The sequence below is a fragment of the Pseudomonas sp. 21LCFQ02 genome (genome assembly GCF_024129895.2).
Taxonomy (GTDB): domain Bacteria; phylum Pseudomonadota; class Gammaproteobacteria; order Pseudomonadales; family Pseudomonadaceae; genus Aquipseudomonas.
Map to the genome: position 1 here is coordinate 5,440,624 of NZ_CM178749.1, position 23,472 is coordinate 5,464,095.

Consider the following 23,472-nt stretch of genomic DNA (forward strand, 5'->3'; position numbering starts at 1 on the left):
GCGCGAACAACTCATTGAACGACCAGGTGTGGCGACGGCGCGAGACAAGCGCGAACGGTGACATTGACATTGCACTACGGATGAACGCCTCCTGAAACACTCGGCTTGAATGATAACGCGCAACGTTGGCATTGTACGGTTTTGTAGCGGTACCGGTCTGTACTGGCACGCGACAAGTCTGGCGCGCCGGTCTGCTCTGTTCAAGCAGCACTGACGATAGCCCAATTTGAGCATGCATTGTCTTGCGTGACAAAGGCTTATGACATGACGTTGATCCTGTATCGGCAGCAGCTCAGGGGTACGACAACCTGACTCAGACCTGCTTGAGCGTATAGAGTTGCAAAATGACTGACGCCCTCCCCTCCCCTGCTGAGACCCATTGATCCCATGCTGACCTGGTTACGACGTGACAGCCTCGACTTCCCGCCTCTGGACAAGGCCCTGCGCGAGCCCAACGGGTTACTGGCCGCCGGCGGCGACCTGTCTGCCGACCGCCTGGTGCAGGCTTATCGCCACGGCTGCTTTCCGTGGTTTCAGGACGGCCAGCCCATTCTCTGGTGGTCCCCCGACCCACGCACCGTTCTGCCCCCGGCAGAGCTGCATGTTTCCCGCAGCCTCGCCAAGCTGCTGCGCCAACAGAAGTACCGGGTCACCTTCGACCAGGACTTTGCCGCGGTCATTGAGGCCTGTGCAGCCCCGCGCAGCTATGCGCAGGGCACCTGGATCACCGCCAGCATGCAGGACGCTTACCTTGAGTTGCATCAACGCGGCCATGCTCACAGCGTCGAAGTCTGGCTGGGCGACGAACTGGTCGGCGGCCTGTATGGCTTGGCCATGGGACGCCTGTTCTTTGGCGAATCGATGTTCAGCCGCGCCGACAATGCTTCAAAGGTCGGCTTTGCGACTCTGGTGGAGCACCTCAAGGCCTGGGACTTCGTGCTGATCGATTGCCAGATGCCTACCCAGCACCTGCACAGCTTCGGCGCCCGCTCGATCCCGCGCCAGGCATTTGCCCAATACTTGAACCAATACCTCGACTCGGCCAATAAGGCTGACTGGTCAGCTAGTCGAGTCTGACATGCTGGCTTACACTGATAGCTACAAGGTTTTCGAGAACGGGGGCAATCATGACAGAGCTGGCGCGCCTCAAGTTTTATGCCACTCAACCCCACTCCTGCAGCTACCTGCCCGATGAACAGGCGACCACGCTGTTCCTCGATCCCAGCCAGCCCATGGACGTACAGGTCTATGCCGACCTGTCTGACATGGGGTTTCGCCGTAGCGGTGACCACCTGTACCGCCCGCACTGCCAGAACTGCAGCGCATGCATCCCGGCGCGCATTCCGGTGGCATTGTTTGAACCTGACCGCCAGCAAAAGCGCATCATCAAGCGCAATGCCGACCTGGTGGTACGCAGCGTCAAGCCGGTGTTCACCCAGGAATACTTCGATCTTTATCAGCGCTACATCGAACAACGCCACGCCGATGGCGACATGTACCCACCCAGCCGTGAGCAGTTCAGCACGTTTCTGGTTCGCGACCTGCCGTTTACCCGCTTCTACGAATTCCGCGCCGAAGGCCGACTGATGGCAGTGGCGGTTACCGACCTGCTGCCCAATGGCCTGTCGGCGGTTTATACCTTCTATGAGCCTGACGAAGAACGCCGCAGCCTGGGGCGTTACGCGATCCTCTGGCAGATCGCCGAAACGGCACGTTTGCACCTGCACTCGGTCTATCTCGGCTATTGGATCAAGAACTGCAAAAAGATGAATTACAAGACCCAATATCGGCCCATTGAGCTGCTAACCAATCAAAGATGGGTCACTCTGTACTGAACTGCTTGGCTTGAAACACATTTTTCGGGCACAATGCACGCCGCTTTTGCCTGGCGCCACTTGCACCGGGCCACTCATTTGATTCCCGAGGGCTTTACTGCATGTCGAAAGAAGACAGCTTCGAAATGGAAGGCACTGTCGTCGACACCCTGCCCAACACCATGTTTCGTGTGGAGTTGGAAAATGGGCACGTCGTAACCGCGCACATCTCCGGCAAGATGCGCAAGAACTACATCCGCATTCTGACTGGTGACAAGGTACGCGTTGAACTGACGCCATACGACCTGAGCAAAGGCCGTATCACCTACCGCGCACGCTGATCGCACAAGCTTTAAACGACAAAGCCCGGCAGTGCCGGGCTTTGTCGTTTTTGCTTGCCTGAAGCATTTGTTTACCTGAATAAACACCTGCTCGCCCACTGCCATAATGGCAGCGGGCGAAGCAAGTGGGATCAGGCCATTTCTGCCGTGGTTTCGTAGTCGAAGGTAATCTCGCCATCCTTGACATCGATATGCACGACACCGCCATGCTCGGACAACTCGCCGAACAGGATCTCTTCGGCCAGCGGCCGCTTGATCCGGTCCTGGATGAGTCGAGCCATCGGCCGCGCGCCCATTGCTGCATCGTAACCGCCCTGAGCCAGCCAGCTGCGCGCCGCATCCGACACTTCAAGCTGGACACGCTTGTCCTCAAGCTGCGCCTGCAGTTCGGTGAGGAACTTGTCGACGACGCTCTTGATGACTTCGTGACTGAGCCGGCCGAACTGGATGATGGTATCCAGACGGTTGCGGAACTCTGGCGTGAAGCTCTTCTTGATCACTTCCATGGCATCGGAGGAGTGGTCCTGATGCGTGAAGCCGATCGAGGCCCGCGAAGCGGTCTCGGCACCGGCGTTGGTGGTCATGATCAGGATCACATTGCGGAAGTCCGCCTTGCGCCCGTTGTTGTCGGTCAGGGTACCGTGGTCCATGACCTGCAGCAGCAGGTTGAAGACTTCCGGGTGAGCCTTCTCGATTTCATCGAGCAGCAATACGCAATGCGGCTGCTTGGTGATCGCCTCGGTCAACAGACCGCCCTGGTCGAAGCCGACATAACCCGGTGGCGCACCGATCAGCCGCGAGACGGTGTGGCGCTCCATGTACTCGGACATGTCGAACCTGACCAACTCGACGCCCAGCGCTTTGGCCAACTGGCGTGCCGCCTCGGTCTTGCCAACCCCGGTAGGACCGGCAAACAGGAACGAGCCTACTGGCTTGTCGGGTGACTTCAAGCCGGCCCGGGACAGCTTGATGGCGGTCGACAGCGAGTCGATGGCCGCATCCTGACCGAATACGGTGAGCTTGAGGTCACGCTCCAGATTGCGCAGCAATTCCTTGTCGGAGCTGTTGACGTGCTTGGGCGGAATGCGCGCGATCTTGGCAACGATGTCCTCGACCTGAGCAACCTCGATGCGCTTGACCCGCTGCTCGACCGGCCGCAGGCGCTGGTAGGCACCGGCCTCGTCGATCACATCGATGGCCTTGTCAGGCATGTGCCGGTCGTTGATATAGCGTGAAGCCAGCTCGGCGGCGGCACGCAGGGCTTCGTCGCTGTACTCGATGTTGTGGTGTTGCTCGAAGCGACCCTTGAGCCCCTTGAGAATGCCAATAGTGTCTTCAACCGACGGCTCAGACACGTCAACCTTCTGGAAGCGCCGTGCCAGGGCACGATCCTTCTCGAAAATACCGCGAAATTCCTGGAAGGTAGTGGAACCGATGCAGCGGATCTCGCCTGAGGACAACAGCGGCTTGAGCAGGTTGGAGGCATCCATCACGCCACCGGAGGCAGCACCGGCACCGATGATGGTGTGAATCTCGTCGATGAACAGGATCGCATGCGGGCGTTTGCGCAATTCGTTGAGCAGCGCCTTGAAGCGCTTCTCGAAGTCACCGCGGTACTTGGTGCCCGCCAGCAGCGCGCCCAGGTCCAGCGAGTAGACGACACTGCTGGCCAGCAGGTCAGGCACCTGATTGTCGACAATACGCTTGGCCAGGCCCTCGGCAATGGCTGTCTTGCCCACACCGGCCTCGCCGACCAGTAGCGGGTTGTTCTTGCGACGACGGGCCAGGATCTGCGCCACGCGCTCGACTTCCTGCTCGCGACCGACCAGCGGGTCGATACGCCCCTGGCGGGCCTGGTCGTTAAGGTTACTGGCATAGGCATCCAGAGGATTGCCAGAGGAAGAAGCCTCACCACCCTCGTCGTCCTGCATATCTTGCTCACCTTCGGAAGAGTGTTCGCCGTGCCCGGGGACCTTGGAAATCCCGTGGGCAATGTAATTGACGACATCGATCCGGGCCACGCTCTGCTGCTTGAGCAGAAAGACGGCCTGGCTTTCCTGTTCGCTGAAGATTGCAACCAGTACATTGGCGCCGGTCACTTCACGCTTGCCGGAGCTCTGTACATGAAAGACTGCGCGCTGCAGAACGCGCTGGAAGCCCAGCGTCGGCTGGGTTTCCCGATCTTCGTCATGCACGGGGATCAGTGGCGTAGTGGAGTCGATGAACTCCTGCAGATCATGCTTGAGCTTATCGAGGTTCGCGCCGCATGCCCGCAAAACGGTGGCAGCGGCCTCGTTGTCCAATAAGGCCAGAAGCAGATGCTCGACGGTCATGAACTCATGACGCTTCGAGCGCGCCTCCTTGAAGGCCAGATTGAGGGTGACTTCGAGCTCACGGTTTAACATAGCTTCACCTCATAACCCAAGTGGTCGGCGTTAACCGTCCTTCTCGATCTCACAGAGTAGTGGATGCTGACTTTCCCTGGCGTACTGATTGACCTGCATGGCCTTGGTCTCGGCGATGTCACGGGTAAACAATCCGCATACTGCCCGCCCCTCTGTATGGACAGTCAGCATGATCTTGGTTGCCAGCTCACGATTCAGATTGAAGAACACCTCCAGCACTTCGATGACGAAATCCATCGGCGTGTAATCATCGTTGAACAAAACCACCTTATACATCGGTGGGGCCTGCAGAGTCGGCTGAGCGTCCTGCACTGCAACACCGGCCGAGTCATCCTCGTAAGGCTGCTGATCGTCCTGATTGAAGGTTAGTCGAATCTTGCTGATTGCATGCATGGGAAAACGTTCGAAATTTGCGTAGGTCGGATTGAACTAATAGCAATTGGCCGCTGTCAGAACGCCCATTCATTGAAATGGACTGCCGCATGACCTTGACTATCAGCTAAACGGTGTTACAAACAATAGAGCCCACATTGGGTAAAAAGGGTCCGCGCAGTCAACCAAAATTTTATTTCAGGTATGGCGGATTGAGGTGGATGATACTCCAGACGGAGTCCTTTGCAGAGGGATATGGCTATGCTCAGTGGTAAAGTCAAGTGGTTCAATAATGCAAAAGGCTATGGATTTATCCTTGCCGACGGCCGGGATGAAGATCTGTTCGCGCATTATTCAGCTATTCAGATGGACGGTTACAAGACACTCAAAGCCGGCCAGCCGGTCAACTTCGAGATTATTCAGGGCCCCAAGGGTCTGCACGCCGTTAACATTTCGCCCGCTGCGGCCACTGCCGCCAAGCCGATCGAAGCGTCCAGTGCAGCGACCTTGACCTTGAAAACCTCCAATGTGCCAGCCTGAGGCGAACCACCACAAACCCCAGCCATGATGTGATGTAAAGCACGCCGGTTCAGCAGTTCGAACCGGCCGCTCGTGACCCCTCTTTACGCCTGCATGTGCGCAATCAGCGCATCACCAAACCCCGAGCAGGACACCCGGTTGGCCCCCTCCATCAGCCGTGCGAAATCATAGGTAACGGTTTTCTCAGCCATTGCCGCTTCGATCCCCTGAACGATCAGCCCTGCCGCCTGAACCCAGCCCAGATGGCGCAGCATCATTTCTGCCGACAGAATCAGAGATCCCGGATTGACCTGGTCCTTGCCCGCATAACGCGGCGCCGTACCATGGGTTGCTTCGAACACCGCAACGTCATCAGACAGATTGGCGCCCGGAGCAATACCGATACCACCGACCTGAGCGGCCAGCGCATCGGACAGGTAGTCGCCATTGAGATTCAGGGTTGCAATCACGTCGTACTCAGCCGGGCGCAACAGCACCTGCTGCAACATCGCATCGGCGATGACGTCCTTGACGACCACCTCATTACCGGTCCTGGGATTGATGAACCGCATCCAGGGCCCGCCGTCGAGCAGCGTCGCACCAAACTCCGCCGAGGCCACCTCATAACCCCACTCCTTGAAGGCGCCTTCGGTGTATTTCATGATGTTGCCCTTGTGCACAATGGTCAGCGAACGCCGGTCATGATCCACCACATATTGCAGAGCCTTACGCACCAGCCGCCGGGTGCCATCACGGGAAACCGGCTTGATACCGATTCCGCAGTCGTGGTCGAAGCGCAGGCGCGTCACTCCCATTTGCTCTTTCAGAAAATCGATGACCCGCTGCGCCTCGGGTGAACCCGCCGCCCACTCGATACCGGCGTAAATGTCTTCGCAATTCTCACGAAAGATCACCATATCGACATCACCCGGCTTGTTGACCGGGCTGGGCACCCCGGCAAACCAGCGCACCGGACGCAGGCAGACGTACAGATCCAGTTGCTGGCGCAGAGCAACGTTCAGCGAACGGATTCCGCCGCCAACCGGTGTAGTCAGCGGCCCCTTGATCGACACCACGTAGCGCTGCAGTGCATCCAGGGTTTCATCGGGCAACCATATGTCCGGGGCATAGACCTGGGTGGCCTTTTCTCCGGCATAGACCTCCATCCAGGCGATTTTTCGGCTTCCGGCGTAAGCCTTGGCGACTGCAGCATCGACGACCTTGAGCATGACAGGCGTGATATCGACGCCCACGCCATCGCCTTCTATATAAGGAATAATCGGTTGCTCGGGGACATTGAGCGAGTGATCCGGGTTGACGGTGATCTGCTCACCAATGGCGGGGATTGTGATCTTTGCGTATTTCATGCTGAACTCCAATACGTGTTTGATTGGACAGCCTGACCGCAATGAAGCCTAGCACTTGTGCCGCTTCTGACAATCACGGCCACTGGACACCATCGCGCAATCTTTTGCAAAATCCCGAAAAGCATTGATCCAGAGCGCTTGCGTTCGACCAAGGCCGTATTGGCATGCGCCAATTGGCCGCATAGCATTAATGCTTGCGTTTCAGGGTTTGATATACTCCGGCGTGACTGCCGAGTCATAGGGGCTCCAGTCACTGGAACTGGCCCGTCCGGATACACGACACCAGCTCCGATCTGCGTTGGGACTTATGGGCGCCTTTAAAAACGTAGGCGAGGCAGCCAGTGCAAGGCAAAAACAGGCGAGAACGCGGAGTTTACGGGTTGTAAATGAGCATTTTGAGCCTGTTTTTAACGCAGCGATGGCAACGCAGGTAGTTTTTAGAGGTGCCGTTATGGTGCCCGATTGCTTGACGCTCGACTGATGCACCCAACATCACCGCGAATCAATCCCGACCCGAGCCCGTGGCACGAACCCGGGTCAAGCGCCTACTCAGCGCGTATCGGGATTTTGTGCATGCTCAGCAAAACAGAGAGTTAATACGAATGTCCAACCGCTCGAAGATCATCTACACCTTCACCGACGAAGCTCCGGCCCTCGCCACTTATTCCCTGCTGCCCATCATCGAAGCGTTCACGGCTTCGTCCGACATCGACGTCGAGACCCGTGACATTTCCCTGGCGGGCCGTGTATTGGCCAGCTTCCCGGAGTCGCTGCGCGCCGACCAGCAAATCCCGGATCATCTTGCCGAGTTGGGCAAACTGGCTACCACACCAGAAGCCAACATCATCAAACTGCCGAACATCAGTGCTTCGGTTCCGCAACTCAAAGCCACCATCAAAGAGCTGCAGGAACAGGGCTACGCCATTCCTGACTACCCTGAAGCGCCGTCCACTGACGCCGAGAAAGACGCCCGCGCCCGCTACGACAAGGTCAAGGGCAGTGCCGTGAACCCGGTCCTGCGCGAAGGCAACTCCGACCGTCGCGCACCGCTGTCGGTCAAGAACTACGCGCGCAAGCACCCGCACAAGATGGGCGCCTGGGCAGCAGACTCCAAGGCCCATGTAGCCCACATGAGCAGTGGCGATTTCTACGGCAGCGAAAAAGGCGCCCTGATCGAAGCCGACGACAGCCTGAAGATCGAACTGATCGCCAAGGACGGCACTGCCACCGTCCTGAAAGAGAAAACCGCCGTCAAGGCCGGTGAAATCATTGACAGCTCGGTACTGAGCAAAAAGGCCCTGCGCAGCTTCATCGCGGCCGAGATCGACGACGCCAAGAAACAAGGCGTACTGTTCTCGGTGCACCTCAAAGCCACCATGATGAAGATCTCCGATCCGATCATCTTCGGCCAGATCGTCGAAGAGTTCTATCAGGACGCCCTGACCAAGCACGCCGACGTGCTCAAGGAAATCGGCTTTGACCTGAACAACGGTATCGGTGACCTGTACAACCGTATCGGCAGCCTGCCGGCCGACAAGCAAGCCGCAATCAAGGCTGACATCGACGCCGTGTACGCTGCTCGCCCACAACTGGCGATGGTCAACTCCGACAAGGGCATCACCAACCTGCACGTACCAAGCGACGTGATCGTCGATGCTTCGATGCCAGCCATGATCCGTGACTCGGGCAAGATGTGGGGCACCGATGGCCAACTGCACGACGCCAAGGCCGTGATCCCGGATCGCAGCTACGCCACCATCTACCAGGCGGTTATCGAAGACTGCAAAAAGCACGGTGCATTCGATCCGACCACCATGGGCAGCGTGCCGAACGTCGGCCTGATGGCCCAGAAAGCCGAAGAGTACGGCTCTCACGACAAGACCTTCCAGGTCAAGACTGACGGCGTTGTACGTGTATCCAACAGCAAGGGTGAAGTCCTGCTGGAGCAGAACGTCGAAGCGGGCGATATCTTCCGCGCCTGCCAGACCAAAGACGCACCGATCCAGGACTGGGTCAAACTCGCCGTCAACCGCGCTCGCGCCAGCAGCACGCCTGCGCTGTTCTGGCTGGACCCGGCACGTGGTCACGACGCACTGGTGATCGACAAGGTCAAGAAGTACCTGGGCGACCACGACACTTCGGGCCTGGACATCCAGATCCTGACCCCGGTCGAGGCGATGAAGCTGACCCTGGAGCGCACCCGCGCCGGCAAAGACACCATCTCGGCCACCGGTAACGTACTGCGCGACTACCTGACCGACCTGTTCCCGATCATGGAGCTGGGCACCAGCGCCAAGATGCTGTCGATCGTGCCGCTGATGAACGGTGGCGGCCTGTTCGAAACCGGTGCTGGCGGTTCGGCGCCAAAGCACGTGCAGCAGTTCGTCGAAGAGAACTTCCTGCGCTGGGACTCGCTGGGCGAATTCCTGGCTCTGGCGGCTTCTCTGGAGCACCTGGGCAATGCCTACAACAACCCGAAAGCACTGGTACTGTCCAAGACTCTGGACCAGGCGACCGGTGAGTTCCTGGACCGCAACAAGTCGCCATCGCGCAAAGTCGGCAGCATCGACAACCGCGGCAGCCATTTCTACCTGACCCTGTTCTGGGCTCAGGCACTGGCAGCACAGAATGACGACGCGGCCCTGAAGGCCCAGTTCGCGCCACTGGCCAAGACCCTGACCGACAACGAAGAGAAAATCGTTGCCGAGCTCAATGCGGTACAAGGCAAGCCGGTTGAGATTGGCGGTTACTACTTCGCCAAGCCGGAGCTGGCCAGCAAGGCCATGCGTCCTAGCGAGACCCTGAACGCGGCAATCGCTGCACTGTAAGGTTCAAGCTGCTGTAAACAACAACCCCGGCCCACGCAGCCGGGGTTGTTGTTTTTTGAGTCACCGAAGTTTCCAGCTTTTTTGTAGGAGCGACTTCAGTCGTGAAAGCCTTCTAAAAGCGCAAAGGTGACTAAAACCCGACACATCAGTTGAGGATGCACACTACACGACACCCCCTCAAACCACCCGCTCCCCGCCTTTACGTATACTGCCACCCACCAAGACTCTTAAGGATTCGCCCATGACCTGGCAAGCCCACGTAACCGTCGCCACTATCGTTGAAGATCAGGGCCGCTTCCTGTTCGTCGAGGAGCTGCAAAGCGGCCAGCCGGTACTGAATCAGCCGGCCGGACATCTGGATCCGAATGAAAGCCTGCAGCGCGCGGCAGTGCGCGAAACCCTGGAAGAAACCGGCTGGGATGTGGAGCTGACCGGGGTGGTCGGCATTTACCTGTACACCGCACCCAGCAATGGCGTCACATATCAGCGAATCTGCTTTGCCGCCAAGCCACTCAAGTACAACCCCGACTATCAACTGGACGACGGCATCATCGGCCCGGTCTGGCTGAATCGCGATGAACTGGTTACCCAACAGGCACGATGGCGCAGTGAGCTGGTGCTGCGCTGTGTCGATGATTACCTGCAAGGCGAGCGTTTCAGTCTTGAGCTGCTGCGCGACAAGGCATGAGACGCAACAGCCCGCGCCTGATAGAATCGCGTCCTTTTCACCCATAGCTGTTGAATGCCCATGTCTGATTCTGCCCTTCCAAACACCGATAAACCCCGTGTCATCGTCGGCATGTCCGGCGGCGTGGATTCCTCCGTATCCGCCGTTCTGCTGCTGGAACAGGGCTATCAGGTGGAAGGTCTGTTCATGAAGAACTGGGAAGAAGACGACGGCACCGAATACTGCACCGCGAAAGAAGACCTGGCCGACGCCCAGGCCGTTTGCGACCGCATCGGCATCAAGCTGCACACGGCCAACTTCGCTGCCGAGTACTGGGATCACGTGTTCGAACACTTCCTGGAAGAGTACAAGGCCGGCCGCACGCCCAACCCCGACATCCTGTGCAACCGGGAAATCAAGTTCAAGGCATTCCTTGACTATGCGCTGAGCCTGGGCGCCGACCTGATTGCCACCGGCCATTATGTGCGTCGCCGCGACACCGCCACCCACACTGAGCTGCTCAAGGGCCTGGACCCGAACAAGGACCAGAGCTATTTCCTGCATGCCGTCGGCGGCGAGCAGATCGCCCGCACCCTGTTTCCGGTCGGTGAACTGGAAAAACCCGAAGTGCGGGCGATTGCCGAGAAACACGGCCTGATTACCGCCCGCAAGAAAGACTCGACCGGGATCTGTTTCATCGGCGAGCGACGCTTCACCGACTTTCTGCGCCAGTACCTGCCTGCCCAGCCCGGCGAGATCAAGACCACTGAAGGCGAAGTCATCGGCCAGCATGCCGGGCTGATGTACCACACCATTGGCCAGCGCCAGGGCCTGGGCATTGGCGGTCTGAAAGACGCCGGCGACGAGCCCTGGTACGTGCTGGAAAAAGACCTGACCCACAACGAGCTGATCGTCGGTCAGGGCAACGATCATCCATGGCTGTTCTCGCGTGCCCTGCTGGCTTCGCAAATTTACTGGGTCAACCCGATTGACCTGCACAGCCCGCGACGACTGACTGCCAAGGTCCGCTATCGCCAGGCCGACCAGGCCTGCACCCTGGAGAAAACCGCCAACGGTTACCGTGCAGTGTTTGACGAGCCGCAACGCGCTGTCACACCAGGGCAATCGGTGGTGTTCTATGACGGTGAAATCTGCCTGGGCGGCGGCGTGATTGAAACTGCCGAACCCTGGCACAGCAAGGACATGGTTTGATGACTCCGATTCAGGAACAATTGACCGCCCTGGGCGGTGTATTCCAGACCGCTGTGCTGGTCGACCGCATCGCCAAGACCGGCCAGGTCAGCGAGGCCGAACTGGGCTGCATGCTTGGCAGCCTGCTGGTACTTGACCCGAAGGACACTCTGGAGGTGTACGGCGGCAGCGATCAGTACCTGCGCGAAGGCTTGCGCGCCCTGGCCAGCGCCCTGGAGCGCGACCCCGGCACATTGCAGCGCGAGCCGCTGCGCTATGCGCTGTCGATGCTGGGCCTGGAGCGTCAATTGGCCAAGCGCAACGACATGCTGGAAGTGATTGGCCGGCGGCTGCCGCAGATCCAGTCTCAGGTTGAGCATTTCGGCATCACTCACGAAAACGTGATCGCCGCCAGCGGTGCGCTGTACCAGGACACCCTGAGCACCCTGCGCCAGCGTATTCAGGTGCAAGGCGACATGCGCAATCTGCAGCAGCCCAGCAACGCCTCGAAGATTCGCGCCCTGTTGCTGGCCGGCATTCGCTCGGCGCGCCTGTGGCGGCAAGTTGGCGGCCATCGCTGGCAACTGGTGTTCAGCCGCCGCAAGTTGTTGAATGAACTCTATACCATGATGCACGGCTGAAACGCCGCGCGTCGACTGCACGCGACGCTATCTACGCTGGTCAGCCCGCTCCAGATGAGCGGTGATTTCGTGTATGATGTGCGCCCTTTTCAAAGCCAGACTGTACGAGAGCACCCCATGCAGCTTTCTTCGCTCACCGCGGTTTCCCCTGTCGACGGCCGCTACGGTGGCAAAACCCAGGCCCTGCGCCCTATCTTCAGCGAATACGGCCTGATCCGTTTCCGTGTTCTGGTCGAAGTACGCTGGTTGCAGCGTCTGGCGGCGCACCCGCAAATCACCGAAGTACCGGCCTTCAGCGCCGAAGCCAACGCCATTCTCGACACCCTGGCAGACAATTTCCTGCTGGAGCACGCCGAGCGCGTCAAGGAAATCGAGCGCACCACCAACCACGACGTGAAAGCCGTGGAGTACCTGCTCAAGGAACAGGCCGCCAAGCTGCCTGAACTGAACAAGGTCAGCGAGTTCATCCATTTCGCCTGCACCAGTGAAGACATCAACAACCTGTCCCACGCACTGATGCTGCGCGAGGGCCGCGACACCGTGGTACTGCCGCTGATGCGCCAGATCGCCGACGCCATCCGCGAACTGGCCCAGCGCTTTGCCAGCGTGCCGATGCTGTCGCGCACCCACGGCCAGCCGGCTTCGCCAACCACCCTGGGCAAAGAACTGGCCAACGTCGTCTACCGCCTCGAGCGGCAGATCGCCCAGGTCGCAGCCGTACCGCTGCTGGGCAAGATCAACGGCGCCGTGGGCAACTACAACGCCCACCTGTCGGCTTACCCGGACATCGACTGGGAAGCCAACGCCCGCGCCTTCATCGAAGACGAGCTGGGCCTGGAGTTCAATCCGTACACCACCCAGATCGAGCCGCACGACTACATTGCCGAGCTGTTCGATGCGGTTGCCCGCTTCAACACCATCCTGATCGACTTCGACCGCGATATCTGGGGCTACATTTCCCTGGGCTACTTCAAGCAGAAGACTGTCGCTGGCGAAATCGGCTCCTCGACCATGCCGCACAAGGTCAACCCGATCGACTTCGAAAACTCCGAAGGCAACCTGGGTATCGCCAATGCGCTGTTCCAGCATCTGGCCAGCAAACTGCCGATCTCGCGCTGGCAGCGCGACCTGACCGACTCTACTGTACTGCGCAACCTGGGCGTGGGCTTTGCACACAGCGTCATCGCCTACGAAGCCAGCCTCAAGGGCATCGGCAAACTGGAGCTGAACGAGCAACGCATCGCCGCCGACCTAGACGCCTGCTGGGAAGTGCTGGCCGAGCCGATCCAGACCGTCATGCGCCGCTACAACATCGAGAACCCGTACGAGAAGCTCAAGGAGCTGACTCGCGGCAAAGGCATCAGCCCTGAAGCGCTGCTGACCTTCATTGATGGCCTGGACATGCCGGGCGACGCGAAGGCCGAACTCAAGAAACTGACGCCAGCCAACTACATCGGCAATGCCGTGGCCCAGGCCAAACGCATCTGACCTGCGCCCCGCGAATAACGCCCGGCCCAGCCGGGCGTTTTTATTCGCGAACGAAAACCACCTTATTTCAATGGTTTGAACATGAATCCTGATATTCCTCTGCAACTTCTGGGCGGCATAAGTGCACGCGTCTTCCTGCGTGACTACTGGCAGAAGAAGCCTTTGCTGATCCGTCAGGCCATCAGTGACTTCCAGAGCCCTATCGAGCCTGACGAACTGGCCGGCCTGGCGCTTGAAGAAGAAATCGAATCGCGCCTGATCATCGAGAACGGCGAGCGCCCATGGGAGCTGCGTCGCGGCCCGTTCGCAGAGGACGAGTTCAGCAAGCTGCCAGAGCGTGACTGGACCCTGCTGGTGCAGTCGGTTGATCAGTTCGTGCCGGAAGTCGCCGAACTGCTGGAGAACTTCCGTTTCCTGCCAAGCTGGCGCATCGACGACGTGATGATCAGCTTCGCCGCACCGGGCGGCAGCGTTGGCCCGCATTTCGACAACTACGACGTATTCCTGCTGCAAGGCCACGGCAAACGCAACTGGAAAGTGGGCCAGCTGTGCAACACCGAAAGCGAGCTGATCCAGCACGCTGACCTGCGCATCCTGGCAGACTTCGAAGGTACTGATGAGTGGACTCTGGAGCCTGGCGACATGCTCTATCTGCCACCGCGCCTGGCCCACTGGGGCGTGGCGGTAGACGACTGCCTGACCTATTCGGTAGGTTTCCGCGCGCCAAGCGCCGCTGAAGTTCTGACACACTTTACCGACTTCCTCAGCCAGTTCATTCCTGACGAAGAGCGTTACACTGACGCCAACCTTCAGCCCGCTGCAGATCCACACCAGATCCAGCACGACGCGCTGGACCGTCTCAAGAGCCTGCTCGCCGAGCACATGGGCGATGAGCGGCTGCTACTGACCTGGTTCGGCCAGTTCATGACCGAGCCACGCCACCCGGAACTGGTCAGCGGCGAAGAGTTGCAAGAAGAAGACCTGCTGGACAGCCTGGAACAAGGTGCCATCATCATTCGCAACCCAAGCGCGCGTCTGGCCTGGTCGAATGTCGATGAAGACCTGCTGCTGTTCGCCAGCGGCCAGAGCCGCTTGCTGCCGGGCAAGCTGCGCGATCTGCTCAAACTGATCTGCGCCGCCGACGCCCTGCACATCGAGAACCTCGGACCCTGGCTGGCGGACGAGGACGGACGCACACTGCTTTGCGAGCTGGTAAAACAAGGAAGCCTGGGATTTGCCGATGAATAAAATCAGCGTATCGGTTGCAGACTGGCACAAGGACAACGCCGCCATACGGCGTATCCGTGAAAGCGTGTTCATCTTCGAACAGGCGGTTCCTCCAGAGCTGGAATGGGATGCCGAAGATGCCGACGCCGTACACTTCCTGGCCAACGAAGGCGACTATCCGATAGGCACCGCACGTTTGCTGCCGGACGGTGAAATCGGTCGTCTGTCGGTACTCAAGGACTGGCGTGGCCTGAAGGTTGGCGAAGCCCTGCTCGGCGCGGTGCTGAGCGAGGCCGAAAAGCGCGGCCTGCAACAGCAGAAGCTCAGCGCACAGGTTCATGCCGCGCCCTTCTATGAGCGCTTTGGCTTTCGCGTGGTCAGCGACGAGTTCCTCGAAGCCGGCCTGCCGCATGTGGATATGCTCCGCGAGGCGGTGTAGTTTAAAAACTGCACACCTGCGATCAACGCCCCGCTCGACCCGCCGTTACCGGCCGGTTGATCGGGGCGTTTTGCTATCGCTCGGCAAAGTGGCACACTCAAGCCTTCAGGGCACCTCTAAAACGTAGGCGAGGCAGCCAGCGCAAGGCAAAAACAGGCGAGCAACGGTCGGACTCGCGCACAAGCCTGTTTTTAACCCAGCGATGGCACGCAGGTAGTTTTTAGCGGCGCCCTTCTGGAAGCTCTTCGCGGAGAAAGGACATGTCTGTACGCCCCTTGCTGGTTTCACTGCTGCTGGCTGTAAGCACCCCGGTACTGGCTGCCACGGAAGTGGTGCCGCTCAATTACCGCACCAGTGACGAAATGCTGCCGGTAGCACGCAACTTCCTTGGCCAGGACGGCACGGTCAGCGCCTATGGCAACCAGTTGATCGTCAACGCCGAGTCGCGCAGGATCGAAGAACTGCGCGCCCTGCTCGCCCAACTCGATGTAGCCGCCAGACGCCTGCTGATCAGTGTCGACACCAGCGACAGTGCTGCACACAGCCAGAACGGCGCCAGCAGCGGCCGGGTGATCAGCTACGGCACCAGCAGCCGTGAGGGCGGCGTGCAGCAGGTGCAGACCAGCGAAGGCACCCCGGCGCTGATTCAAGTCGGCCAGAGTGTTCCGCTGACCACCTCACGCACCGACAGTTACGGTTATAGCCAGAGCGAAACCCAGTATCGCAACGTGACCCAGGGCTTCTATGTCACCGCCAGCGTGACCGGCGATATCGTGCACCTGAGCATCAGCACCAACCGTGACCGCCTCAGCCAGGAGCGCCCGGACGCAATCAAGGTGCAGAGTACCGATAGCAAGGTCAGCGGCCGGCTTGGCGAATGGATCACCCTGGCAGGCAACCAGAGCCAGTCGATAGCCGATCGTCAGGGCAATGCCCTGTACTACTCGACCCAGGGCCGCGACGACATGCTGCTACGCGTCAAGGTCGATGCCCTCGACTAACCCGGCCTCTGGCGCAAAGCCAGAACCTACGGGCCTTTTGGTGACCCACCAGTCGTATTAGACCAAAGATGTAGTGACACCATAAAAGCACTACAAAACGTTTGACGGAGCAAAAACGGCGCGGCATGATGGCCTCGCTCCCGCTGATCAGAGGCTTGAATAGAGCCTTCGAAGCACGTCCGTCGCCACTGCATGGACCGTTTCGTGTCTTGACCGCCCAAAAGGCAGTTTGACGAGGTTGCGACTGGAACGAAGTTGTCCTGAGGGACGGTAGCCCTGTTCGGCAGTCAGATAAAATGTAGTGAGCTTCGCACTGTGCAACATCGTTCTGTGCGTACTTTTCGACAGCACCTGAATGCCCGCTCGACACCCCGAGCCATTCGTTCATCCGTCGCAACCCGATGCAAATGCGGTTCGCCGCAAGTTTTCCGATCAGTGAGCTAATCGTGCCTTCGATAAACGAGGCGTTTTGGCGGAGCAGGACACTCCAACCGCATCAGACTGCTGAAACGTAGCGAGTCATCGACGCGACGCTTCACAGCCTGAAAAACCCAGGAACTGAGGTTTATCAACATGGCACTGACACGCGAACAACAAATAGCGGCTCTTGAAAAAGACTGGGCTGAAAATCCGCGCTGGAACAATGTGACCCGAACCTATTCTGCTGCTGATGTCGTCCGCCTGCGTGGCTCGGTACAACCGGAACACACGTTTGCAAAACTGGGCGCCGAAAAACTGTGGAACCTGATTACCCAGGGTGCGCGACCGTCGTTTCGTCCCGACAAAGACTTCGTCAACTGCATGGGGGCACTGACCGGCGGACAAGCCGTCCAGCAGGTCAAGGCGGGTATCCAGGCCATTTACCTGTCCGGCTGGCAGGTCGCTGCCGACAACAACTCGGCCGAGTCCATGTACCCCGACCAATCACTGTACCCGGTCGACTCGGTGCCCACCGTCGTGCGACGGATCAACAACGCCTTCACCAGGGCCGACCAGATTCAATGGAAAACCGGCAAGAATCCCGGCGATGAAGGCTACATCGATTACTTTGCCCCTATCGTGGCGGACGCCGAGGCCGGCTTTGGCGGTGTGCTCAATGCTTATGAGCTGATGAAAAGCATGATTGAAGCCGGCGCCGCCGGGGTGCATTTCGAAGACCAGCTGGCCTCGGTTAAAAAGTGCGGTCATATGGGCGGCAAGGTACTGGTGCCGACCCAGGAAGCGGTGCAGAAGCTGGTTGCCGCACGTCTGGCTGCCGACGTGGCCGGGGTGCCGACCATTATCCTGGCGCGCACCGACGCCAACGCTGCCGACCTGCTGACCTCTGACTGCGACCCTTATGATCAGCCATTCGTGACCGGGACCCGCACCCAGGAAGGCTTCTACAAGGTGCGCGCCGGCCTCGATCAGGCGATCGCCCGGGGCCTGGCCTACGCACCTTATGCCGACCTGGTGTGGTGCGAGACCGCCAAGCCGGATCTGGACGAGGCTCGCCGGTTTGCCGAGGCAATCAAGAAGGAATACCCGGACCAGCTGCTGTCGTACAACTGCTCGCCATCCTTCAACTGGAAGAAGAACCTGGACGATGCCACCATCGCCAAATTCCAGCGCGAGCTGTCTGCGATGGGCTACAAACATCAGTTCATCACCCTGGCCGGCATCCACAACATGTGGCATGGCATGTTCAGCCTGGCGCATGACTACGCCCGCAATGACATGACCGCCTACGTCAAGCTGCAGGAACAGGAGTTTGCCGACGCCGCCAAGGGTTACACCTTCGTCGCCCACCAACAGGAAGTCGGTACCGGCTATTTCGACGACATGACCACAGTGATTCAGGGTGGCAGTTCGTCGGTCACCGCCCTCACCGGCTCCACCGAGCAGGAGCAGTTTCACTGAAACTGAGCGCAGTTGAGTAACCATGAGCCACTTTTACCAGTGGCTCATCTTTTACACCCCGAGTAACGTTACTTTCCGCAACATTGACCTCAAGCAAGGTGGCATTCTCGCAATTGTGCTACTTGTAAGATGAGTTAAATCACTTTCTTTCAGCAGCAGCAAACCAATGAAACTGATTACCGGATGATATCAATTATCATTAAGATTTTCTTCGTTCGCTTTTCGATACGATAAACATACTTGACTAAAACAGTAGTAATACACGGTTTACGTGGCCTGCAGCGCCATGCAAGCCATTACTGCGACCAACCGGTCGAATAATTTTCATGTAGAAAATTTACTTGCCCTCTATTTGCACATAAAATCAGTGTTATTGATTTCGTTGCGACATTTCGTCACGGCCTACACTCTTAAATATTTCAAGCTCAGAGCCCTTTCGCGCTCTGATTAAGGATTGCCAGCATGTCCGAATCGACAGGTTTGATCGCCCACAACTGGGCCCTCGCCATCTTCCTTTTGGGCGTCGTCGGCCTCTGTGCCTTCATGCTTGGCCTGTCCAGCCTGCTCGGCAGCCGCGCCTGGGGGCGCAGCAAGAACGAACCTTTCGAGTCTGGCATGTTGCCCACCGGCGGCGCCCGGCTGCGACTCTCCGCAAAATTCTATCTGGTCGCGATGCTGTTCGTGATCTTCGATATCGAAGCCCTCTTTCTCTTTGCATGGTCTGTGTCGGTACGCGAAAGCGGCTGGGCCGGATTCGTCGAAGCTCTCGTTTTCATAGCAATTCTGTTGGCAGGTCTTGTCTACCTTTGGCGAGTGGGGGCGCTCGATTGGGCACCCGAAGGTCGTCGTAAGCGGCAGGCGAAGCTAAAACAATGAGGCTTTGGCAATGCAATACAATCTCACCAGGATCGACCCGGATGCGCCTAACGAGCAGTATCCAATCGGTGAACGGGAAACCGTTTCCGACCCGTTAGAAGACCAGGTTCACAAGAACATCTTCATGGGCAAGCTCGAAGATGTTCTGAGCAACGCAGTCAACTGGGGGCGCAAAAACTCCCTGTGGCCGTATAACTTCGGCCTTTCGTGCTGCTACGTGGAAATGACCACCGCCTTCACGGCGCCCCACGACATCGCGCGCTTCGGCGCCGAAGTCATCCGGGCATCGCCGCGTCAGGCGGATTTCATGGTTATTGCCGGGACCTGCTTTATCAAGATGGCTCCGATCATCCAGCGTCTCTACGAGCAAATGCTCGAACCCAAGTGGGTCATTTCCATGGGCTCGTGCGCTAACTCCGGCGGCATGTATGACATTTACTCCGTGGTTCAGGGCGTGGACAAGTTCCTGCCTGTGGATGTCTACGTGCCAGGCTGCCCGCCCCGCCCCGAAGCGTTCCTGCAAGGCTTGATGCTGCTGCAGGAGTCGATCGGCAAAGAGCGGCGCCCGCTTTCCTGGGTTGTCGGCGATCAAGGCATCTACCGTGCCGAAATGCCGTCGACCAAGGTTCAGCGCCGCGAACAGCGTATTCAGGTCACCAACCTGCGCAGCCCCGACGAAGTCTGATACGCCCCGTTGTTCTTATAACAAAGACAAGAACGGGGTTGACTCTGTACGTTGACCGAAGTGATTGAGACCTATGACTGCAGGCACCGCTCTGTACATCCCGCCGTACAAGGCTGACGACCAAGATGTCGTCAATGAACTGAATTCCCGCTTCGGCGCCGAGGCCTTCACGGCCCAGCCGACCCGTACCGGCATGCCGGTGCTGTGGGTCGAACGCGCCCGGCTGATCGAAATACTGACGTTCCTGCGCAATGTCGCCAAACCGTACTCCATGCTCTATGACCTGCATGGTGTCGACGAGCGTCTGCGCACCCATCGCCGCGGCTTGCCGGGCGCTGACTTCACGGTGTTCTACCACCTGATGTCGGTTGAACGTAATAGTGACGTAATGATCAAGGTCGCGCTGTCCGAAAGCGACCTGAGCGTACCTACCGTCACCCGTATCTGGCCTAACGCCAACTGGTACGAGCGTGAAGTGTGGGACATGTTCGGCATCGATTTCCCGGGCCACCCGCACCTGTCGCGCATCATGATGCCGCCGACCTGGGAAGGTCACCCGCTGCGCAAGGACTTCCCGGCCCGCGCCACCGAGTTCGACCCGTACAGCCTGAACCTTGCCAAGCAGCAGCTTGAAGAAGAAGCCGCGCGCTTCAACCCCGAAGACTGGGGCATGAAGCGTTCTGGGGCGAACGAGGACTACATGTTCCTCAACCTCGGCCCCAACCACCCGTCTGCGCACGGTGCTTTCCGTATCGTGCTGCAACTGGACGGTGAAGAGATCGTCGACTGCGTTCCGGACATCGGCTACCACCACCGTGGTGCAGAGAAGATGGGCGAGCGTCAGTCCTGGCACAGTTACATCCCCTACACCGACCGTATCGACTACCTCGGCGGGGTGATGAACAACCTGCCGTACGTGCTGGCGGTGGAAAAACTCGCCGGTATCAAGGTGCCGGACCGGGTCGACACCATCCGCATCATGATGGCCGAGTTCTTCCGCATCACCAGCCACCTGCTGTTCCTGGGTACCTATATCCAGGACGTCGGCGCCATGACCCCGGTGTTCTTCACCTTTACCGACCGCCAGCGCGCCTACACCGTGATCGAGGCGATCACCGGTTTCCGCCTGCACCCGGCCTGGTACCGCATCGGTGGCGTGGCTCACGACCTGCCGCGCGGCTGGGAGAAACTGGTCAAGGACTTCGTCGACTGGCTGCCCAAGCGCCTCGACGAGTACACCAAAGCCGCCTTGCAGAACAGCATTCTCAAGGGCCGGACCATCGGTGTGGCCGCCTACAACACCAAAGAGGCGCTGGAATGGGGCGTCACAGGTGCTGGCCTGCGTTCCACCGGCTGTGATTTCGACCTGCGCAAGGCGCGTCCGTACTCGGGCTACGAGAACTTCGAATTTGAAGTGCCACTGGCCCACAACGGCGACGCCTACGACCGCTGCATGGTTCGTGTCGAGGAGATGCGTCAGAGTATCCGCATCATCGACCAGTGCCTGCGCAACATGCCTGAAGGCCCGTACAAGGCGGATCACCCGCTGACCACGCCGCCACCAAAAGAGCGCACCCTGCAGCACATCGAAACCTTGATCACCCACTTCCTGCAGGTTTCGTGGGGTCCGGTCATGCCGGCCAACGAATCATTGCAGATGATCGAAGCGACCAAGGGTATCAACAGTTATTACCTGACGAGCGACGGCGGCACCATGAGCTACCGTACCCGGATCCGTACTCCGAGCTATCCGCACCTGCAACAGATCCCTTCGGTGATCAAAGGCAGCATGGTCGCGGACCTGATTGCGTACCTGGGTAGTATCGACTTCGTTATGGCCGACGTGGACCGCTAAGAATGAACAGCCCACTTATCCAGACAGACCGTTTCGTTCTCAGCGAAACAGAGCGCTCGGCCATCGAGCACGAAATGCATCACTACGAGGACCCGCGTGCGGCGTCCATCGAAGCCTTGAAAATTGTCCAGAAGCAGCGCGGCTGGGTGCCGGACGGCGCGATCTATGCGATCAGCGACATCCTCGGCATCCCTGCCAGCGACGTCGAAGGCGTAGCCACCTTCTACAGCCAGATCTTCCGTCAGCCGGTCGGCCGGCACATCATCCGCGTCTGCAACAGCATGGTGTGCTTCATTGCCGGTCACGAGTCGATCGTCGAAGAAATCCAGAGCTCGCTGGGCATCGCTCCGGGCCAGACCACCGCCGACGGCCGCTTTACCCTGCTGCCGGTGTGCTGCCTGGGCAACTGCGACAAGGCGCCAGCGGTAATGGTCGATGACGATACATTCGGCAATCTGCAGCCCGGCGGCGTTGCCAAGATGCTGGAGGCTTACCCATGACCCTGACTTCCTTCGGTCCGGCCAACCGCATTGCGCGCACGGCTGAAACCCACCCGCTGACCTGGCGTCTGCGTGACGACGGCGAGCCGGTGTGGCTCGACGAGTACCAGAGCAAGGACGGCTACGCTGCGGCGCGCAAGGCGCTGACCCAGCAATCGCCCGATGACATCGTCCAATCGGTCAAGGACTCCGGTCTCAAAGGTCGTGGTGGCGCAGGCTTCCCCACCGGCGTGAAGTGGGGTCTGATGCCTAAAGACGAGTCCATGAACATCCGTTACCTGCTGTGTAACGCCGATGAAATGGAACCCAACACCTGGAAAGACCGCATGCTGATGGAGCAACTGCCCCATCTGCTGATCGAAGGCATGCTGATCAGTGCCCGTGCACTGAAAGCCTACCGCGGCTACATCTTCCTGCGCGGTGAGTACGTCACCGCCGCCCGCCACCTCAACCGTGCGGTCGAAGAAGCCAAGGCTGCCGGCCTGCTGGGCAAGAACATTCTTGGCAGCGGTTTTGATTTCGAGCTGTTCGTGCACACCGGCGCCGGCCGTTACATCTGCGGTGAAGAAACCGCACTGATCAACTCGTTGGAAGGCCGCCGCGCCAACCCGCGCTCCAAGCCGCCCTTCCCTGCCGCCGTAGGCGTGTGGGGCAAGCCGACGTGCGTGAACAACGTCGAAACCCTGTGCAACGTGCCGGCCATCGTCAACAACGGCAACGACTGGTACAAGTCGCTGGCCCGCGAAGGCAGTGAAGACCATGGCACCAAGCTGATGGGCTTTTCCGGTAAGGTCAAGAACCCGGGCCTGTGGGAGCTGCCGTTCGGCGTGCCGGCCCGCGAGCTGTTCGAAGACTACGCCGGCGGCATGCGCGACGGCTTCAAGCTCAAGTGCTGGCAGCCAGGCGGCGCCGGTACCGGCTTTTTGCTTCCGGAACATCTGGACGCGCAAATGTACGCCGGCGGCATCGCCAAGGTCGGTACCCGGATGGGTACGGGCCTGGCCATGGCGGTGGACGACAAGGTCAACATGGTTTCCTTGCTGCGCAACATGGAAGAGTTCTTTGCCCAGGAGTCCTGTGGCTTCTGTACTCCGTGCCGCGATGGCCTGCCCTGGAGCGTGAAGATGCTGCGCGCCCTGGAAAAAGGCCAGGGCCGTGCCGAAGACATCGAGACGCTGCTGGGCCTGGTCAACTTCCTCGGCCCTGGCCGGACCTTCTGTGCTCACGCACCGGGTGCGGTCGAGCCGCTGGGTAGCGCGATCAAGTACTTCAGGCCGGAATTCGAGGCCGGTGTCGCGCCAGCAAGCGCGGGCCTGCCCATCCCCGGCAAGATCCCGACCACAGTCGGGGCATAAAC

General features: G+C 59.2%; 21 protein-coding genes. 18 read left to right on the top strand and 3 right to left on the bottom strand.

The window, feature by feature from the left end; genetic code table 11:
• Positions 1–387: 387 nt before the first annotated feature.
• The 3 genes from aat (at position 388) to infA (ending at position 2,155) form a co-directional block, all read left to right on the top strand.
• On the top strand, positions 388–1,077 hold the full coding sequence (gene aat, locus NJC40_RS24595; RefSeq protein ID WP_045493114.1) for a leucyl/phenylalanyl-tRNA--protein transferase: 690 nt from the start codon (positions 388–390) through the stop codon (positions 1,075–1,077).
• A 50-nt stretch (positions 1,078–1,127) separates the two neighbouring features.
• Positions 1,128–1,835 (top strand): arginyltransferase, encoded by a 708-nt coding sequence (locus NJC40_RS24600; RefSeq protein ID WP_045493118.1) that lies wholly within the window; start codon positions 1,128–1,130, stop codon positions 1,833–1,835.
• A 101-nt stretch (positions 1,836–1,936) separates the two neighbouring features.
• Positions 1,937–2,155, top strand: coding sequence for a translation initiation factor IF-1 (infA, locus tag NJC40_RS24605; RefSeq protein ID WP_002553999.1), 219 nt, complete (start codon positions 1,937–1,939; stop codon positions 2,153–2,155).
• A gap of 131 nt (positions 2,156–2,286) precedes the next feature.
• Here the strand turns inward: infA and clpA are convergent, their stop codons facing one another.
• Together clpA and clpS are read right to left on the bottom strand one after the other, a co-directional pair.
• Entirely contained in the window at positions 2,287–4,560 is a 2,274-nt protein-coding gene (clpA, locus tag NJC40_RS24610; RefSeq protein ID WP_045493120.1) for an ATP-dependent Clp protease ATP-binding subunit ClpA, read from the bottom strand.
• A 30-nt stretch (positions 4,561–4,590) separates the two neighbouring features.
• A complete protein-coding gene (gene clpS, locus NJC40_RS24615) occupies positions 4,591–4,953 on the bottom strand; it encodes an ATP-dependent Clp protease adapter ClpS (RefSeq protein WP_045493123.1) in 363 nt (120 codons plus the stop codon).
• 240 nt (positions 4,954–5,193) lie between these two features.
• Here clpS and cspD point away from each other — a divergent pair, with 240 nt between their 5' ends.
• Entirely contained in the window at positions 5,194–5,472 is a 279-nt protein-coding gene (gene cspD, locus NJC40_RS24620) for a cold shock domain-containing protein CspD (RefSeq protein WP_045493125.1), read from the top strand.
• An 83-nt stretch (positions 5,473–5,555) separates the two neighbouring features.
• On the opposite strand, the gene icd is transcribed toward cspD, so the two are convergent.
• Entirely contained in the window at positions 5,556–6,818 is a 1,263-nt protein-coding gene (icd, locus tag NJC40_RS24625; RefSeq protein WP_253141051.1) for an NADP-dependent isocitrate dehydrogenase, read from the bottom strand.
• A 602-nt stretch (positions 6,819–7,420) separates the two neighbouring features.
• On the opposite strand from icd, the gene NJC40_RS24630 reads away from it, so the two are divergent.
• The 14 genes from NJC40_RS24630 (at position 7,421) to nuoF (ending at position 23,470) form a co-directional block, all read left to right on the top strand.
• Positions 7,421–9,646 carry an NADP-dependent isocitrate dehydrogenase gene (locus NJC40_RS24630; protein ID WP_045493129.1) on the top strand — a complete coding sequence of 742 codons (2,226 nt, stop codon included), beginning with the start codon at positions 7,421–7,423 and terminating at the stop codon, positions 9,644–9,646.
• Positions 9,647–9,887: 241 nt separating this feature from the next.
• Entirely contained in the window at positions 9,888–10,334 is a 447-nt protein-coding gene (locus tag NJC40_RS24635; protein WP_253141050.1) for an NUDIX hydrolase, read from the top strand.
• A gap of 60 nt (positions 10,335–10,394) precedes the next feature.
• Positions 10,395–11,525 carry a tRNA 2-thiouridine(34) synthase MnmA gene (gene mnmA / locus NJC40_RS24640; protein WP_045493133.1) on the top strand — a complete coding sequence of 377 codons (1,131 nt, stop codon included), beginning with the start codon at positions 10,395–10,397 and terminating at the stop codon, positions 11,523–11,525.
• Complete coding sequence (gene hflD / locus NJC40_RS24645; RefSeq protein ID WP_045493135.1) at positions 11,525–12,145, top strand: high frequency lysogenization protein HflD; 621 nt, start codon at positions 11,525–11,527, stop codon at positions 12,143–12,145. Before mnmA ends, hflD begins: the two co-directional genes overlap by 1 nt.
• A gap of 117 nt (positions 12,146–12,262) precedes the next feature.
• A complete protein-coding gene (purB, locus tag NJC40_RS24650) occupies positions 12,263–13,633 on the top strand; it encodes an adenylosuccinate lyase (RefSeq protein WP_045493138.1) in 1,371 nt (456 codons plus the stop codon).
• Positions 13,634–13,714: 81 nt separating this feature from the next.
• Positions 13,715–14,881, top strand: coding sequence for a ribosomal protein uL16 3-hydroxylase (locus NJC40_RS24655; protein WP_253141049.1), 1,167 nt, complete (start codon positions 13,715–13,717; stop codon positions 14,879–14,881).
• Positions 14,874–15,299: a GNAT family N-acetyltransferase gene (locus NJC40_RS24660; protein ID WP_045493144.1), complete on the top strand. Its 426-nt coding sequence runs from the start codon at positions 14,874–14,876 to the stop codon at positions 15,297–15,299. Before NJC40_RS24655 ends, NJC40_RS24660 begins: the two co-directional genes overlap by 8 nt.
• Before the next feature lie 260 nt (positions 15,300–15,559).
• On the top strand, positions 15,560–16,300 hold the full coding sequence (locus NJC40_RS24665) for a secretin N-terminal domain-containing protein (protein ID WP_253141048.1): 741 nt from the start codon (positions 15,560–15,562) through the stop codon (positions 16,298–16,300).
• A gap of 573 nt (positions 16,301–16,873) precedes the next feature.
• Positions 16,874–18,199, top strand: coding sequence for an isocitrate lyase (gene aceA / locus NJC40_RS24670; RefSeq protein ID WP_045493151.1), 1,326 nt, complete (start codon positions 16,874–16,876; stop codon positions 18,197–18,199).
• A 462-nt stretch (positions 18,200–18,661) separates the two neighbouring features.
• Positions 18,662–19,075 (top strand): NADH-quinone oxidoreductase subunit A, encoded by a 414-nt coding sequence (locus tag NJC40_RS24675; protein WP_045493154.1) that lies wholly within the window; start codon positions 18,662–18,664, stop codon positions 19,073–19,075.
• 10 nt (positions 19,076–19,085) lie between these two features.
• The gene (locus tag NJC40_RS24680) at positions 19,086–19,760 is read left to right on the top strand and encodes a NuoB/complex I 20 kDa subunit family protein (protein ID WP_045493157.1); all 675 of its coding nucleotides are present in this window, start codon (positions 19,086–19,088) and stop codon (positions 19,758–19,760) included.
• Positions 19,761–19,833: 73 nt separating this feature from the next.
• Positions 19,834–21,615: an NADH-quinone oxidoreductase subunit C/D gene (nuoC, locus tag NJC40_RS24685; RefSeq protein WP_253141047.1), complete on the top strand. Its 1,782-nt coding sequence runs from the start codon at positions 19,834–19,836 to the stop codon at positions 21,613–21,615.
• Positions 21,616–21,617: 2 nt separating this feature from the next.
• Positions 21,618–22,115, top strand: a complete 498-nt coding sequence (nuoE, locus tag NJC40_RS24690; RefSeq protein WP_253117534.1) for an NADH-quinone oxidoreductase subunit NuoE — start codon at positions 21,618–21,620, stop codon at positions 22,113–22,115.
• Entirely contained in the window at positions 22,112–23,470 is a 1,359-nt protein-coding gene (gene nuoF, locus NJC40_RS24695) for an NADH-quinone oxidoreductase subunit NuoF (protein ID WP_045493166.1), read from the top strand. Before nuoE ends, nuoF begins: the two co-directional genes overlap by 4 nt.
• Positions 23,471–23,472 lie beyond the last annotated feature (2 nt).

Excerpts from the sequence above, each read along its gene's own strand:
- hflD (WP_045493135.1), top strand. The coding sequence starts at position 11,525 with ATGACTCCGATTCAGGAACAATTGACCGCCCTGGGCGGTGTATTCCAG.
- infA (WP_002553999.1), top strand. The coding sequence starts at position 1,937 with ATGTCGAAAGAAGACAGCTTCGAAATGGAAGGCACTGTCGTCGACACC.
- aat (WP_045493114.1), top strand. The coding sequence starts at position 388 with ATGCTGACCTGGTTACGACGTGACAGCCTCGACTTCCCGCCTCTGGAC.
- nuoE (WP_253117534.1), top strand. The coding sequence starts at position 21,618 with ATGAACAGCCCACTTATCCAGACAGACCGTTTCGTTCTCAGCGAAACA.
- clpA (WP_045493120.1), bottom strand. The coding sequence starts at position 4,560 with ATGTTAAACCGTGAGCTCGAAGTCACCCTCAATCTGGCCTTCAAGGAG.
- icd (WP_253141051.1), bottom strand. The coding sequence starts at position 6,818 with ATGAAATACGCAAAGATCACAATCCCCGCCATTGGTGAGCAGATCACC.
- nuoC (WP_253141047.1), top strand. The coding sequence starts at position 19,834 with ATGACTGCAGGCACCGCTCTGTACATCCCGCCGTACAAGGCTGACGAC.
- NJC40_RS24675 (WP_045493154.1), top strand. The coding sequence starts at position 18,662 with ATGTCCGAATCGACAGGTTTGATCGCCCACAACTGGGCCCTCGCCATC.
- NJC40_RS24660 (WP_045493144.1), top strand. The coding sequence starts at position 14,874 with ATGAATAAAATCAGCGTATCGGTTGCAGACTGGCACAAGGACAACGCC.
- NJC40_RS24655 (WP_253141049.1), top strand. The coding sequence starts at position 13,715 with ATGAATCCTGATATTCCTCTGCAACTTCTGGGCGGCATAAGTGCACGC.
- NJC40_RS24680 (WP_045493157.1), top strand. The coding sequence starts at position 19,086 with ATGCAATACAATCTCACCAGGATCGACCCGGATGCGCCTAACGAGCAG.
- purB (WP_045493138.1), top strand. The coding sequence starts at position 12,263 with ATGCAGCTTTCTTCGCTCACCGCGGTTTCCCCTGTCGACGGCCGCTAC.
- NJC40_RS24600 (WP_045493118.1), top strand. The coding sequence starts at position 1,128 with ATGACAGAGCTGGCGCGCCTCAAGTTTTATGCCACTCAACCCCACTCC.
- NJC40_RS24630 (WP_045493129.1), top strand. The coding sequence starts at position 7,421 with ATGTCCAACCGCTCGAAGATCATCTACACCTTCACCGACGAAGCTCCG.
- NJC40_RS24635 (WP_253141050.1), top strand. The coding sequence starts at position 9,888 with ATGACCTGGCAAGCCCACGTAACCGTCGCCACTATCGTTGAAGATCAG.
- NJC40_RS24665 (WP_253141048.1), top strand. The coding sequence starts at position 15,560 with ATGTCTGTACGCCCCTTGCTGGTTTCACTGCTGCTGGCTGTAAGCACC.
- nuoF (WP_045493166.1), top strand. The coding sequence starts at position 22,112 with ATGACCCTGACTTCCTTCGGTCCGGCCAACCGCATTGCGCGCACGGCT.
- aceA (WP_045493151.1), top strand. The coding sequence starts at position 16,874 with ATGGCACTGACACGCGAACAACAAATAGCGGCTCTTGAAAAAGACTGG.
- cspD (WP_045493125.1), top strand. The coding sequence starts at position 5,194 with ATGCTCAGTGGTAAAGTCAAGTGGTTCAATAATGCAAAAGGCTATGGA.
- clpS (WP_045493123.1), bottom strand. The coding sequence starts at position 4,953 with ATGCATGCAATCAGCAAGATTCGACTAACCTTCAATCAGGACGATCAG.
- mnmA (WP_045493133.1), top strand. The coding sequence starts at position 10,395 with ATGTCTGATTCTGCCCTTCCAAACACCGATAAACCCCGTGTCATCGTC.